Source organism: Campylobacter lari, from assembly GCF_900638335.1.
Classification (GTDB): domain Bacteria; phylum Campylobacterota; class Campylobacteria; order Campylobacterales; family Campylobacteraceae; genus Campylobacter_D; species Campylobacter_D lari_E.
In genome coordinates this window covers 169,080-182,436 of the sequence record NZ_LR134508.1, presented here as the reverse complement: position 1 = coordinate 182,436, position 13,357 = coordinate 169,080, and the positions used below count along the sequence as shown (strand labels likewise).

The window sequence follows — 13,357 nt, the reverse complement described above, 5'->3', positions numbered from 1 at the left end:
TCCTTAAATTGCTTTTAATATATATTCATTCATTTTAGCTTTTAAGCTTTGCATTGAAAATGAAATTTCATAACCAAGACCATCTAAGCTAATCTTCACACTGTCACTATCACTTATTTTACTATCTAATCTAATTTTTGCATTAAACTTAGCACTAAGTTTTTCTTCTAAATTTTTAATTTCTTCTGCGCTTAATTGTTCTTTTGAATAAACTTGTCCTAAGAATGTATTTTCCTTTAATGCTTTTTGCTCACTCAACTCTTTAGTGATTTCTGGAATTAACATTTCTCTTTTGTTATCTACAATTAAATTTATAAAATTTTTAAAAGCATCACTTGGATTATCTAATAAAGAAAGTATAAATTCTAGTTTTTTTCCTTGTTTTATCTCATAAGAATTTAAAATATCTATAAATTTATTAGATGCAAAAGCTAAACTTAACTCTAATAAATTAGAATAAAAATCTTCAAAATCGTTTCTTTCTAATATCGCCTTTGCATAGGTTTTTGCAATCACACTTTCCATCAAGACACCTTTTTCATCATGATATTTAGAATTTCTTTTTGCTGAAGTTGTAAATTTTGATCTTCAAAAATTTCTTCTAGAACCGCTTGTACAACTTCTTTTTCCATTCTTCTTATTTCATATTCTTTATGTTCTTCATAAGTTTTTTCTAAAGCCTTAATTTCCATTTTTGTTTCAGCTTCTATCTTATCTGTGATAATCTCTGCCTCTTTTTTTGCAAGAGCCACCGCATTGATTGCTTCTTGTTTAGCTAAGTCTAGTTTTTTCATCATTTCTAACTTATGATTTTTACTCGCGATAAGCTTTTCTTGAATTTCGTTCATTCTAGAAGCAATTTTTGCAATTCTACCATTATAAAAATTTTTCAAAGGAGCTGCAATAAAATAATACAAAATAGCAGCAAATAAAACAAAATTAACCGCTCTTGGAATTATATCATATTCACCACTTCCATTACCTGCTGCAAAAGCATAAAAAGGAAGTACTGATAACAATGCAATTTTTTTCAACATTTATCTTCCTTAAATTTTACTCAAGCTATCTTTAAAGCTTTGTTTAAATTCTGGCATTTTTAAGCGCATTTCTTCTTTTAATTCTTTTTCTTTTTCTCTTAGACTTTTAAGAAAAACAAGCATTTGATCTTCTAATTCTCTTTTTCTTGTTGATAATTCTTTTTCTTGTTTTAATTTAGCTTCTTCTATTGCTTTTGCTTTGATTTGATTGATTTCATCTCTTGTTTGAATATGAATTTTTTCTAATTCACTTTCTACATTTGAAACATCATCAGAATTTTTTTTCATTTTTTCTTCATCATTTTTTATAGTTAAATCCCTAGAATCCATAAATTTAATCAAAGGTTTATAGAGCATAGAATTTAAAATCGCTATCATAAGCAAAAAAATGACACCGGTGGCTATCATGATGGAAAAATGTACATCATTAAACATTAATACTCCTAAATAAATCTAAATAAAACGCGAAATTATAGCAAAATATACCTAAAAACATATTTAATTTAATGTCTTTAGAAATTCCCTAACCTCATCTTCATTTTCAAAATTTATAGTAATTTTTAAATCTTTTGCATTTACTTTTAAGCCTAAAGATTCAATTTTTTCTTTTAAATTTATTATAGATTGATATTGTTTGTTTAAAGTTGTGTTTTTTTCTAATTGATTTGTATTTTTAAAATTTTTAATTAATTTTTCTGTATCTCTTACATTGAGCTTTTGTCCTATGATGGTATCAACTATCATTTTTTCTTCTTCTTTTTCAAGCCCCACTAAAACCTTTGCATGACCTTGTGAAATTTTACCTTCTATAATGAAATTTTGCGTTTGCTCGTTTAAATTTAAAAGTCTTAAGGTATTAGCAATTTGAGGTCTTGATTTATGGATAAGATCTGCTAATTTTTCTTGAGTGATATCATGAATTTCTAGTAATTCTTTATAAGAATGTGCTAATTCTATAGGATTTAGATTTTCTCTTTGAATATTTTCTATTAAAGCAAGCTCACGTAATTTTATATCATCTACATTTAAAACTACAGCTTTAATCTGTTCTTTTTCTAAAAGCTTACATGCTCTAAATCTTCTCTCACCTGCTATCAAAATATAATCAAATTCATCTTTTTTTAAAACAACAACAGGCTGAATCAAACCATATTCTTTAATAGAACCTGCAAGTTCTTCTAGGGCTTGGGTATCAAAATTCTTTCTTGGCTGATAAGGGTTTGGACTAATTAAATCTATATCAATTTCTTCTATTCTACCTTCATTAGAGCCTAATTCTTTTTCATAAACTTCATCAATATCAGCCAAGATACTGCTTAAGCCTCTTCCTAATGCACTTTTTTTTGCCATTTTTTATCCTAATATAGAATGTGCTAAATTTTGATATGCCACTGAACCTGGAGATTTTATATCATAAAGTATAATAGGCTTTCCATAGCTTGGACTTTCAGCAAGTTTTACATTTCTTGGTATGATGATGAAATCATCTTCATTATCACCTGTTCTAAATAGCTTTTGTTTGAAATTTTGCTTTAAATCCTCCACAGTATCTTTTGAAAGATTATTTTGTGAGCTATACATAGTTGGCAAAAAGCCTTTTATTTTTAACTTTGGATTGATAGTTTTTTTTACAAATTTAATAGTGTTTAAAACCATCGCGACACCCTCAAGCGCATAAAACTCACATTGTATAGGGATAATAACACTATCGCTTGCCGCAAAAGCATTTACCGTAATGCTTCCAAGCGCAGGAGGTGAGTCAATGATAATAAAATCATAATCTTTAGCAATTTCTTTGATTTTTTCTCTTAAAATCGTTCTATATTCCCCACTTTCTTTTACTACTTCTTGTTCAATTCCAACCAAAGAAATATTTGATGGAGCTAAGTATAATTGTGGAAGTTCAGTTTTTAAAATAATTTCAGAAAGTTTTTTCCTACCTATAAAAACATGATAAATATTATATTCATAATTACTTCTATTAAAACCAAGTCCTGTTGTAGCATTAGCTTGCGGATCAATATCTATCAAAAGAACTTTTTTTTCAGCTACCGCCAAAGAAGCAGCTAGATTAATAGCAGTAGTAGTTTTACCCACTCCACCTTTTTGATTTGCAATAGTTATTATCTCACTCATCTTAAACTATATATCCTTTTATTATCTAACAATATAGAACCATCTTTATACAACAAAGCATCTTTTAAAGATAAAATCTTACCTTCATTATGTATAAAAAAATTTCTTGATTTTTCAAATTCTAGCATATACTTGCTAAAAATATTCTTCCATAAAATTTTCTCACCTATATAAGAAAAATACTCATTTAAAAGTTTTGCTATATCTACTTCTATGTCTAAAATTTCAGCATTAAATGGAGCATATTTAAGATTAATCCCCATTCCTACAATTAAAAAATCATTGATTTTAGAACTCATCAGGCCGCCTATTTTTTTATCTTCTATATAAAAATCATTAGGCCATTTAATCCATACTTTTGAATTTTGTCTTTGCAATACTTCTTTCATTAAAAATGCAAAGTATATGCTAGCAGAAGCCAAAGGAAGATCTTGTGCTAATTCTTGTGTTTTTATACAAAAAGATACATGTAAATTTCCTTGCTTACTTTGCCAAGTATTATCCCTACTACCTATACCAGCACTTTGAATAAAAGCACAAATAGCGGTATTTTCTATAATTTCTCCACTGCGAATTTTATCACTTAAATAAACTTGAGTTGATTCAAGCTCATCAAAATAAACTATCTCCAAGTTTTAACCTTTTTCCATTTAAATAAGTCTTAGCATCTAAAGCTTTTTTTCCACTTTCTTGCAAAGCTTTAATCCTTAAAACACCCTTTTTGCATGAAAGCAAAAAGCTTTCCTTTTCTATTTGTAAAATCACACCTGATTTTTGAGTTTTTTCACTATCAACTAATTCTATATCTAAAAATTTCATACCATTTTCTAAAAAAATTCCAGGCCAAGGTGTAAAAGCTAAAAATTTTTGATAAATTTCATTTGCATTATCCAAAGCAATCAACCCATCTTCTTTTTTGATTTTTTTACAATGTGTAACCAAACTTTCATCTTGCTTTTTTGGGACAATTTTTTCAAAATTCAAAAGCGTAGAAATAGCAAGCTTAGCTGCTAAATTTGAAAGCATGGTAAAAACCTCAGCTGAATTTTTACCTTCTATATCACATTCTATGTTTTCTAAAATAGCACCACTATCAAGCCCTTCTTCCATAAGCATAGTGCAAACCCCGCTTATTTTATCCCCATTTAAAATAGCACTTTGTATAGGCGAAGCGCCACGATATTTAGGAAGCAAGGAAGCATGTAAATTGATACAAGGAGCAATATCTAAAATTTCTTTTGGTAAAATCTTCCCATAAGCAGCAACAACTATAAAGTCAGGTTTTAAGCTTTTTATTCCATTGATTATATTTTCATCTTTTAAGCTTTTTGGAGTGAAAATTTCTATATTTAAATTATTTTCTAAAACAAATTTTTTAGTATCACTTGGAGTTAAAATTTGTTTTCTTCCCACAGGTTTATCAGGCTGGGTAAATAAAGCTTGGACATTAAACCCTTTATCAACAAGCTCTTTTAAAATACATGTTGCATAAGAGGGAGTTCCCATAAAAATGATATTTTTCATAGTGCCGCTATCCTTTTTTGATAAGTTTTTATAGCTTTTTGATATGAAAGCTCAAGATAATCTTTGAAAATTTCAAAATTTTTTCTTGAAGGACTGTTAATACAAATATATCCCATATAAGCATAAATTGGATGAGGCATGATAAGATCAAGCATAGAAAAATCATAATTTAAACTAACAATCTCACCCTTTAAAGCTTTTTTAGGTTTTTGACCAAAAAGATTTTGGTAATCTTGATCACAAAGAGAGCAACTTAGACGAAACACACCTTCTCTATTTAAATTCGAAGCTTTATCATTTATGCCATCATTTTCTTTAATAGTACAAAAATAAACTCCGTTTTTTAAAACCTTATCGGGATTATAAAAAAAGCTATGTTCTTTATAGGTAAATTTATATACCAAACCTTTAAAATTGGACTTGATATATTCTTGGATAAAATCTATAGTTAAATTTTCACTCATCAAAGATTATTTTGACTTCTAATTTTTTTAACTTCTTTTAAAAGCATAAATTTAAGCTCTTTTAAACCTGTTTTTTCAAGGCTTGATACTTTAACAAAAAAGCTTTGTGGATTATTTTGACTTTGTAAATAAGCTTTTAACTCATTATAATCATCTTCCATTTTTTGTGCAAATTCCTCACCTAAATTTACACTATCACTTTTTGAAAGCATTAAGCCAAAATTTCTTGCATAAAGTTTGCTTGAAAATTTTTCTAATTCTTTTCTTAAAATGCAAAATTGCTCTTTTAAACTCATATCTCTTAATGGATCAAGTACAAAAAGTAAAAAAGAAGTTCTTTCTATGTGTCTTAAAAACTCAAGTCCCAAACCCCTACCATCGCTTGCACCTTCTATAATACCTGGGATATCTGCCATTACAAAAGAATTATAATCATCTACTTCAACCATACCAAGTTTTGGAGTTAAAGTAGTAAATTCATAATTAGCTATTTCAGGTCTTGCATTAGACACTACGCTTATAAGAGTGGATTTTCCTACATTTGGAAAGCCTACAAGCCCAACATCTGCTATGAGTTTTAACTCTAAGCGCACACTTAAGGTTTTTCCTACTACGCCTGGTTGAGCATAATCTGGACGCTGATTGGTAGAGTTTTTAAAGTGAGTATTACCAAGACCACCTTTACCACCTTTTAAAAAGAGTTCTTTTTGACCTTCTGCTAACATATCAAGTAAAACTTCCCCACTTTGTGCATCAATTACTTGGGTGCCTTGAGGGACAATCAACTCTAAACTTTCCCCTCTTTTACCATTTTTATTACGGCCCAAACCCGGTTGGCCATTTTGTGCTTTAAGTTCTTTTTTACCTTTAAAGTGTGCTAGGGTATGAGTATTATTATCACATATAAAATACACATCGCCACCATTTCCACCATCGCCACCATCAGGTCCACCAAGTGGAACATGTTTTTCACGGCGAAAACTCACAGCACCTTTGCCACCATTACCTGAACTTAAAACTAATTTTACATTATCTATAAACATACAATCACCAAAGTATAAATTTTTAAAATGATATTATATTTTTTTTAATATATTAAGATTAAAAAGAAGAAAAAGGCTACAAAGTAGCCTTAAAAATTATGCAGGATAAACAGAAACTTTTTTTCTATTTTTATCTTTTCTTTCAAATTTTACAAAACCATCAATTAAAGCAAAAATTGTATGATCTTTTCCTATACCTACGTTATTGCCTGCATGAGTTGCTGTTCCTCTTTGGCGAATGATGATGTTGCCAGCGCGAACAAATTCTCCACCAAATTTTTTAACACCTAGACGACGACCTATAGAATCACGATTATTCTGAGTTGAACCTTGACCTTTCTTGTGTGCCATTCTTTACTCCTTAAGCTTTAATATCTACTACTCTAACGCGAGTAAATTGTCTTCTAAAACCGCGTTTTAATTTTGAGTCTTTTCTACGTCTTTTTTTATAAATTACAACTTTTTTGTCTTTTCCATGAGCAATCACTTCTAAAACAACTTTTGCACCCGCAACAAACGGCACACCTACCTTTAATTCTTTATCGCATACAGCAAGAACTTCACTTACTTCTACGCTTGATTTTGCTTCAGCTTCAAAACGATCTAGTTTAAGCTCATCACCTTGGCTTACTCTGTATTGTTTTCCACTGTGTTTTATAATAGCATACATACAGCTATCCTTTCTTAAAATATTTTGGTAGCACCATAAAGCATTATGTATAAACATAAATTTAGAAAGCTTTAGTGGTTAAAAGCGGTAATTATATCTTGATTTTATATAAAGTAAGCTTAAGACGCAAAAAGCGTCTTAAGATTTAAATTAAAGCTCTGGTTTTGGAGTTTTTTCAGTTGCTTTTGGAAGTTGAGGATAAGTAATGCTTGGTTTTTTACCTGTTAAAGCATGTAAGAAAGTTTCTATAGAAGCTGCTTCTTTGTCAGAAATTTCTATACCAAGTTGCACACTACCCATTTCTTTGATTGCTTCTTGTAAAGACCAAATAGCACCATTGTGGAAATACGGAGCAGTTTCAGCAATATTTCTTAAGGTTGGAGTTTTAACCAAACCATTTGCATCGCCTTTAAAATCTCCTACATTTGCAAATTTATATTTAGCTGCTACTTGGAAAGCCTGCATACTACCACCTAAATTTACTCCTGTATGGCAAGCCGTACAGCCTTTATCAATGAAAGTTTTCAAACCTTCTTTTTCTTTTTTGCTTAATGCTTTTGTATCACCTTCTAAGAATTTGTCAAATTTAGATGGAGTTAAAAGCGTTCTTTCAAATGTAGCAATAGCATCTGCAATATTGTCAAAAGTCACTCCACTACTACCATAAACTTTTTTAAATTCTTTTACATATTCTGGCATAGAAGAAATTTTTTCTACTGCTAATTTAGCTGGGGTTGCCATTTCAGGCTCTGCTTCGATTGGTCCTTTTGCTTGATCTGCCAAAGTACCTGCTCTACCATCCCAAAATTGAGTTGAATTTAAAACCGAATTATACACTGTTGGCGAATTTAAATGATGAGGATTAGCTGTCCATTTGTGTCCTACAGCAGCTGCGATACCATCAGCACCACCCATACCTAAGTTATGACAGGTGTTACAAGAAATCAAACCGCTTTTAGAAAGTCTTGGTTCAAAATACAGCTTTTTACCTAAATTAGCTTTTTCTTTAGAAAATTTACTAGCTTCAATGCCCATTTCTTTTAATAGTTTTTCAACGCCCGCTTGATCCTTTGGCAAAGGTGCTAAACCCGCAGCCTTTGCTTCATCTAATAAAGCTCTATCATTAGCAAAAGCAGTTGATGCAACTAATAATGATGATGCAACTAATAATGAAATTTTTTTCATTATCTACTCCTAAATAAGATAAAATAAAGTCTATTTAAAATAAACTTATTAGAAATATATCTATAATTTTCTTTAAACAAAATAAAAAATTTCTATTTAACAATAAAAATTATTATAGGATAAATTATCTCTTAAATATTTATTTCAGGGTTTTTTGCTATCATTTTATTAAAGTTTCATAAATCAGGACAAAAAGTAAATGGAAAATTTAATAATTTATCTTTTAGCTTATCTTGTAGGTGCTGTACCATTTGGACTTTTACTAGCTCAAATTTTTGCCAAAACAAATATCAAAAATGCAGGTAGTAAAAGCATAGGTGCTACTAATGTTTTAAGAGTAGTAAAAGAAAGTGATCCTAAGCTTGCTAAAACACTTGCTATTGCAACTATTGTTTTAGATGCACTTAAGGGGATTGTGCCTATATTAGTAGCAAAATTTTTAGGCTATGATGAAAATATCTTATGGACTATGGCGGTTTTAGCAGTATTTGGCCACTGTTTTTCTCCTTATTTAAAATTTGAAGGGGGTAAGGGGGTAGCTACTGGAGCTGGAGTTTTAGCAGTATTTTTACCTTTTGAAATTATATCTGCGGTTTTAGCTTGGCTTATTATAGGAAAGGTGTTTAAAATTTCAAGCTTGGCTTCACTTGGAGCTTTGGTTGTTTTAATCACAACTTCTTTTATATTTCATTATGATATGCCTGTGATTAATACCCATGCACCGATATTTATTATCGCTTTTATAGTTATTTATAAGCATATACCAAATATCTTAAGACTAATAGGAAAACAAGAATGCAAAGTCATATAAAAGTTAGCTTAGAATTTAAATGTATTATAGGGCTTTTGGACTTTGAAAGAATTCAAGAGCAAAAAGTCTTAATAGAATTAGAAGCTAAAAGTAAAAAATTTTTAGATTATGCAAAATTATGCACTAGAATAGAAAAAATCTATAAAAATAAAAAATTTAAAACCATAGAAGAATCTTTAAAATACATATGCAAAGATATCAAAAAACATCATAAAAAACTTCAGTTTATACATATTACCTGCTATAAACCTGATATTATTAAAAATGCATGTGTTGGAGCTAGTTTAAGCAAAAAATATTAAAAATTTTTTAAAGAATTTTGAATATTTGCTTAATTTGTGTTATACTTTTGCACTAAAACTATCTTCAAAGGAATAAAATGCGTATTTTAGTTGTAGAAGATGAAGCATCGCTTAATAAAACCTTATCAAACACTTTAAACGAGTTTGGTTACCAAAGTGATACTTCGGAAAATTTTAAAGACGCTGAGTATTTTATAGGTATTAGACACTATGATTTAGTATTATCAAATTGGACTATAGGTAATAATGATGCAAGCGATTTGATCAATGCTATCAAACAAAAATCTCCAAGAACTGCTATAGTTACAATATGCTCAAAAGCAGACAAAGAAAATGAAATCAAAGCTTTAAAAGCCGGGGCAGATGATTATATAAAAAAACCTTTAGATTTTGAAATTTTAATGGCAAGAATTGAAGCTAGACTTAGATTTGGTGGAACTAATGTGATTAAAATCGATGATTTAGTGATTGATCCTGATGAAGAAAAAATCACTTACCAAGGAAAGGATATAGAATTAAAAGGAAAACCTTTTGAAGTTTTAACTCACCTTGCTAGACATTCTGATCAAATTGTATCAAAAGAACAGCTTTTAGATGCTATTTGGGAAGAACCTGAACTTGTAACTCCAAATGTTATAGAAGTTGCAATCAATCAAATAAGACAAAAAATGGACAAACCACTTAATATCTCTACCATAGAAACTGTACGTCGCAGAGGATATCGCTTTTGTTTTCCTAAAAAAACTAACTAAAAAATTTTTAGAATGATTAAATCATTCTAAAAATCGAATTTAATTTTTCTTTCGTTTAAATTAGCTATAAGTTTTTATATAGTATAAGTTTGCTTTATTACTCATAAAAGGAAAAGTATGTCGCTTTTAATCACTAGAGAATGTATATCCTGTGATGCATGCAGGGAAGAATGTCCAGATGAGGCAATTTATGATAATGATCCAATCTATGTTATAGATCCTGATCTATGCACTGAATGTGTAAATGAATTTTCAGAACCAGCTTGTATAGTGGCCTGTCCGGTAGATTGCATCATACCCGATCCTGACAATGTAGAAAGCATTGACGAGCTTCGCTTGAAACATAAAAATAAAGATATTTAATGGCTAAAAAAACAGCAGTAATTGACCTTGGTTCTAATTCTGTTCGCATGGTAGTTTTTGAAAAAACCTCAAGATATGGTTTTTTTATTTGTAGCGAACATAAGAAGAAAGTAAGACTTGGAGAAAATGCCTATAATAATAATAAAATCCTCCAAGAAGAAGCTATGCTTAAAGCCGAGAAAGCTTTGGCTTACTTTAAAGAAAAAGCTTTAAAAGAAAAGTGTAGAAAAATTATTGCTGTTGGAACTTCTGCATTAAGAGATGCACCGAATGCAAAAGACTTTATTGCTAGAATAGCAAAAAATGTAGGTTTAAATATAAAATGTATTAATGGAAAAACAGAATCATTTTTAGGTGGTCTTGCTGCGCTAAATTTGTTATCAAATATTCAAAATGCCACCACCATAGACATAGGTGGAGGATCAACCGAGCTTTGCTTGATTAAAGAAGGTAAAATTATAGATTGTATTTCACTTGATCTAGGAACTGTAAGATTAAAAGAAATTTTTTATGATACTAAAAGATTTAATGCCCTAGATCAGTTTATACAAGAAGCGCTAATGCAAGTTCCAAAACGCTTTCAAAATGACAATATTATTGCCATAGGTGGCAGTTTAAGAGCATTGTCAAATTCTATAATGAAAAAAAACTCTTATCCATTAAAAATGATTCACAATTTTAGCTATAGTTTTGAGAAAGAAAAAAATCACATAGAGAAAATTCAAAATGCTAAAAATTTAGTTGATTTTAATATCAAAAAGGATCGTTTTGATACTATAAAAGAAGGTTGCGTAATCTTTTTAGCCTTAGCAAAAAACTTAAAAGCCAAAAATATCATCACCTCAGCAGTAGGTGTAAGAGAAGGTGTGTTTTTATCTAATCTTTTTCAAAAATACGCCAAGATAAAAAATGACACTACTGATTTTTCAAAATTTAATGCTAAATTTCCACCTAATTTTAATCCGAGCTTAAAATCTTTACAAGATCGTTTTAATATAGACTATGGCGATAAAAGTGCATATTTTGCAAATAAACTATTTGATGTACTTTTACCTATTCATAAAGTTGATATTGCTTTTAAAAAAGATCTTTTAAATGCTGCCAAATTAGCCCACATAGGCGAAAGAATTAATTTTTATTTTGCTAATGAGCATAGTGCCTACATGGCAATGAGTGGCTTAAATTTTGGCTTTTCACATAAGGAAATTTTACTTATTGCAACTCTTTTAAAGGCCAATGGTAAAAAAATCAATCCATTTGCTATTGAACATGTTAAAGAGTTATTACCAAACAATCATATATTAACTTGGCTTAATTTCATTCTTGCATTAGCAAAAAAGTTAGCAAAAGACACTGATATAAATCTTGATTTTATGCTAAAAAATCACACTTTGTATATTTACTCAGATAAAAAGCAAATTTATTTTTCAAAAGAAGAGATTAAAAAGATTTCAAAGCCAAAACTTATCATTTTAGCTTTTAATCAAAAAAATTAATTATTTTGTTTTAAAAGTAAATTTTGCAATCTTTGTTTATTTTCTTCAAAATAAGAGTCAAAATCTTTTTCTTTTGGCTTTTGAGACGCTTTGTTTTGCTCTTCATTTTTTGCCAAAGCTTCGCTTGTCTCTAATACCACATTAGAGTTTCCTATAATCATGGTGTAACGCTTCAAACCATATTCAAAAACTACAAGTTGATTATGTCTATCAAGTGGTCTTTGAAAAATCAAATTAAAATTTCTATCTAAGGGATGTTTTTGTCTTAAATACATTTTTAAAAACCAAAGTCCGACAAGCAAAAGTATTAAAACACTTACAACTAAAATATAATTTGTAAAATCATACTCTTGCATTTTTATTTCCTCATCTTTTTTATTTAAGTTTTTTTTGGTAGTTAAATTTGTGCCCTCTTTTTGCGCACGTAGTCTTAAACCATATTCGCCAATTGCATCTGCATTAATTTGTATCTTATCGCCAATACTTAAAGCTATAAAAGTTTTCTTACCCTCTGAAAAGATTTTTATTTTTTTAACAATATTAGAATTTATTATCTTATCTTCTTCTTTAGCACTTTGAGCATTTAAAGTAAAAATAATAATGTTATCTTTTCTCTTTTGACTAACACCTTCTTTGTAAGGAACATCAAATGAAAAAGTAATATCTACCCTATCTTCTCTTGGATAGATATTATAATCAAGAATTTTTGCTCCAAAAAGAGGCAGAGCAAACAATAAAATCCAAACAAATTTCATTGCAATTCTTTTTTAAAATACTGCAATACTGATTTTGAATCTAAAATCTCGTTAATCCTTATAGCAAGGTTTTTTTCATACACCATCACCTCGCCCTTGCCAAAAATTCTTTTATTTAAGTAAAGCTCCACACTCTCACCTGCTGGCTTTTCAAGATCTATCACAGAACCAACTTCTAGCTTTAAAAGATCTCTTACACTCATATTAGTTGTGCCAAGCTCACTAACAAAATCAACACTAATATCTAAAATATCTTCATAAGATTGCAATAATCCTAAATGATCTTCTATCATATTTTTTTATAACCTATTCTAAAAGAAGCATTTTTGACTTCATAAGTAAATTTTTCTTTGAGTTTGATTTTTGAGAATCCATCAATACGTCCTAAATATTCAGGAACTCCTAAGCGATATTCATCTTTACCATTGGTATCATTAAGTAATTTTTTAGCATAACCTATGATTTGATTAGCTACTTCTTTTACCAAATCTGCTAAACCATCTTCTTTTAACTCTTCATGTAATAAAAATAACGCAATTTCATTTAAAGCTTGTTTTTGAAAAAATAAATAAAAACTATATTCCTCATCTTTAAAATACAAAGGTATAGAAGCCCCATAAAGCTCACCTCTAATCACACTTTTTTGTGAAATTTTTAATTTTAAAATATGCTCAAAAAAATGATAAATCGAATACTCAAGTGTTTTAGTCATAGTTTTTCCTTAGATAACTTAATTAAATTTATTTTACTAAATAAACCTTTAATCATAATTAATAATTAAAATATAAAATATAGTAAATTTTTATTTAAATTAAAAAA

20 protein-coding genes are annotated in these 13,357 nt (G+C 29.1%); 5 read left to right on the top strand and 15 right to left on the bottom strand.

Going from position 1 to position 13,357, the window contains the following annotated elements; translation table 11 throughout:
• Positions 1 to 3 precede the first annotated feature (3 nt).
• The 12 genes from EL235_RS01030 to EL235_RS00975 form a co-directional block, all read right to left on the bottom strand.
• Entirely contained in the window at positions 4 to 525 is a 522-nt protein-coding gene (locus EL235_RS01030) for a F0F1 ATP synthase subunit delta (protein ID WP_039625206.1), read from the bottom strand.
• On the bottom strand, positions 525 to 1,037 hold the full coding sequence (locus EL235_RS01025) for a F0F1 ATP synthase subunit B (protein ID WP_114639988.1): 513 nt from the start codon (positions 1,035 to 1,037) through the stop codon (positions 525 to 527). Before EL235_RS01025 ends, EL235_RS01030 begins: the two co-directional genes overlap by 1 nt.
• A gap of 9 nt (positions 1,038 to 1,046) precedes the next feature.
• On the bottom strand, positions 1,047 to 1,472 hold the full coding sequence (locus EL235_RS01020; RefSeq protein WP_039625203.1) for a FoF1 ATP synthase subunit B': 426 nt from the start codon (positions 1,470 to 1,472) through the stop codon (positions 1,047 to 1,049).
• Positions 1,473 to 1,535: 63 nt separating this feature from the next.
• On the bottom strand, positions 1,536 to 2,387 hold the full coding sequence (locus tag EL235_RS01015; RefSeq protein ID WP_126340626.1) for a ParB/RepB/Spo0J family partition protein: 852 nt from the start codon (positions 2,385 to 2,387) through the stop codon (positions 1,536 to 1,538).
• A 3-nt stretch (positions 2,388 to 2,390) separates the two neighbouring features.
• Positions 2,391 to 3,173 carry a ParA family protein gene (locus EL235_RS01010; protein ID WP_012660935.1) on the bottom strand — a complete coding sequence of 261 codons (783 nt, stop codon included), beginning with the start codon at positions 3,171 to 3,173 and terminating at the stop codon, positions 2,391 to 2,393.
• Entirely contained in the window at positions 3,170 to 3,805 is a 636-nt protein-coding gene (locus EL235_RS01005; protein WP_114639986.1) for a biotin--[acetyl-CoA-carboxylase] ligase, read from the bottom strand. The genes EL235_RS01010 and EL235_RS01005 overlap by 4 nt, the downstream gene beginning before the upstream one ends.
• Complete coding sequence (gene fmt, locus EL235_RS01000; RefSeq protein WP_126340625.1) at positions 3,786 to 4,697, bottom strand: methionyl-tRNA formyltransferase; 912 nt, start codon at positions 4,695 to 4,697, stop codon at positions 3,786 to 3,788. The genes EL235_RS01005 and fmt overlap by 20 nt, the downstream gene beginning before the upstream one ends.
• Positions 4,694 to 5,161, bottom strand: coding sequence for a DUF6194 family protein (locus EL235_RS00995; RefSeq protein WP_114639984.1), 468 nt, complete (start codon positions 5,159 to 5,161; stop codon positions 4,694 to 4,696). Before EL235_RS00995 ends, fmt begins: the two co-directional genes overlap by 4 nt.
• On the bottom strand, positions 5,161 to 6,204 hold the full coding sequence (gene obgE / locus EL235_RS00990) for a GTPase ObgE (RefSeq protein ID WP_126340624.1): 1,044 nt from the start codon (positions 6,202 to 6,204) through the stop codon (positions 5,161 to 5,163). The genes EL235_RS00995 and obgE overlap by 1 nt, the downstream gene beginning before the upstream one ends.
• Positions 6,205 to 6,300: 96 nt before the next feature.
• Positions 6,301 to 6,555: a 50S ribosomal protein L27 gene (gene rpmA, locus EL235_RS00985; protein ID WP_039649045.1), complete on the bottom strand. Its 255-nt coding sequence runs from the start codon at positions 6,553 to 6,555 to the stop codon at positions 6,301 to 6,303.
• 10 nt (positions 6,556 to 6,565) lie between these two features.
• Entirely contained in the window at positions 6,566 to 6,874 is a 309-nt protein-coding gene (gene rplU / locus EL235_RS00980; RefSeq protein ID WP_114639982.1) for a 50S ribosomal protein L21, read from the bottom strand.
• 150 nt (positions 6,875 to 7,024) lie between these two features.
• Positions 7,025 to 8,059, bottom strand: a complete 1,035-nt coding sequence (locus EL235_RS00975; protein WP_114639981.1) for a cytochrome-c peroxidase — start codon at positions 8,057 to 8,059, stop codon at positions 7,025 to 7,027.
• A 199-nt stretch (positions 8,060 to 8,258) separates the two neighbouring features.
• Between EL235_RS00975 and plsY the strand changes: the two genes are divergently transcribed.
• The 5 genes from plsY to EL235_RS00950 all read left to right on the top strand — a co-directional run bounded on the left by plsY (position 8,259) and on the right by EL235_RS00950 (position 11,783).
• Complete coding sequence (gene plsY, locus EL235_RS00970; RefSeq protein WP_126340623.1) at positions 8,259 to 8,870, top strand: glycerol-3-phosphate 1-O-acyltransferase PlsY; 612 nt, start codon at positions 8,259 to 8,261, stop codon at positions 8,868 to 8,870.
• On the top strand, positions 8,855 to 9,172 hold the full coding sequence (locus tag EL235_RS00965) for a dihydroneopterin aldolase (RefSeq protein ID WP_114639979.1): 318 nt from the start codon (positions 8,855 to 8,857) through the stop codon (positions 9,170 to 9,172). Before plsY ends, EL235_RS00965 begins: the two co-directional genes overlap by 16 nt.
• A 77-nt stretch (positions 9,173 to 9,249) precedes the next feature.
• Positions 9,250 to 9,924: a homeostatic response regulator transcription factor HsrA gene (hsrA, locus tag EL235_RS00960; protein ID WP_039617309.1), complete on the top strand. Its 675-nt coding sequence runs from the start codon at positions 9,250 to 9,252 to the stop codon at positions 9,922 to 9,924.
• A 117-nt stretch (positions 9,925 to 10,041) separates the two neighbouring features.
• Positions 10,042 to 10,287, top strand: a complete 246-nt coding sequence (locus EL235_RS00955; protein ID WP_012660922.1) for a YfhL family 4Fe-4S dicluster ferredoxin — start codon at positions 10,042 to 10,044, stop codon at positions 10,285 to 10,287.
• Positions 10,287 to 11,783, top strand: a complete 1,497-nt coding sequence (locus EL235_RS00950) for a Ppx/GppA phosphatase family protein (RefSeq protein WP_126340622.1) — start codon at positions 10,287 to 10,289, stop codon at positions 11,781 to 11,783. The genes EL235_RS00955 and EL235_RS00950 overlap by 1 nt, the downstream gene beginning before the upstream one ends.
• On the opposite strand, the gene EL235_RS00945 is transcribed toward EL235_RS00950, so the two are convergent.
• From EL235_RS00945 to EL235_RS00935, 3 genes are read right to left on the bottom strand one after another with little or no spacing between them, the layout of a single operon-like run.
• Positions 11,780 to 12,538 carry a hypothetical protein gene (locus tag EL235_RS00945; protein WP_114639977.1) on the bottom strand — a complete coding sequence of 253 codons (759 nt, stop codon included), beginning with the start codon at positions 12,536 to 12,538 and terminating at the stop codon, positions 11,780 to 11,782. The two genes, EL235_RS00950 and EL235_RS00945, sit on opposite strands and share 4 nt — an antisense overlap.
• Complete coding sequence (gene fliN, locus EL235_RS00940) at positions 12,535 to 12,831, bottom strand: flagellar motor switch protein FliN (protein WP_039617302.1); 297 nt, start codon at positions 12,829 to 12,831, stop codon at positions 12,535 to 12,537. The genes EL235_RS00945 and fliN overlap by 4 nt, the downstream gene beginning before the upstream one ends.
• The gene (locus EL235_RS00935; protein ID WP_039625181.1) at positions 12,828 to 13,250 is read right to left on the bottom strand and encodes a hypothetical protein; all 423 of its coding nucleotides are present in this window, start codon (positions 13,248 to 13,250) and stop codon (positions 12,828 to 12,830) included. The genes fliN and EL235_RS00935 overlap by 4 nt, the downstream gene beginning before the upstream one ends.
• Positions 13,251 to 13,357: the final 107 nt, after the last annotated feature.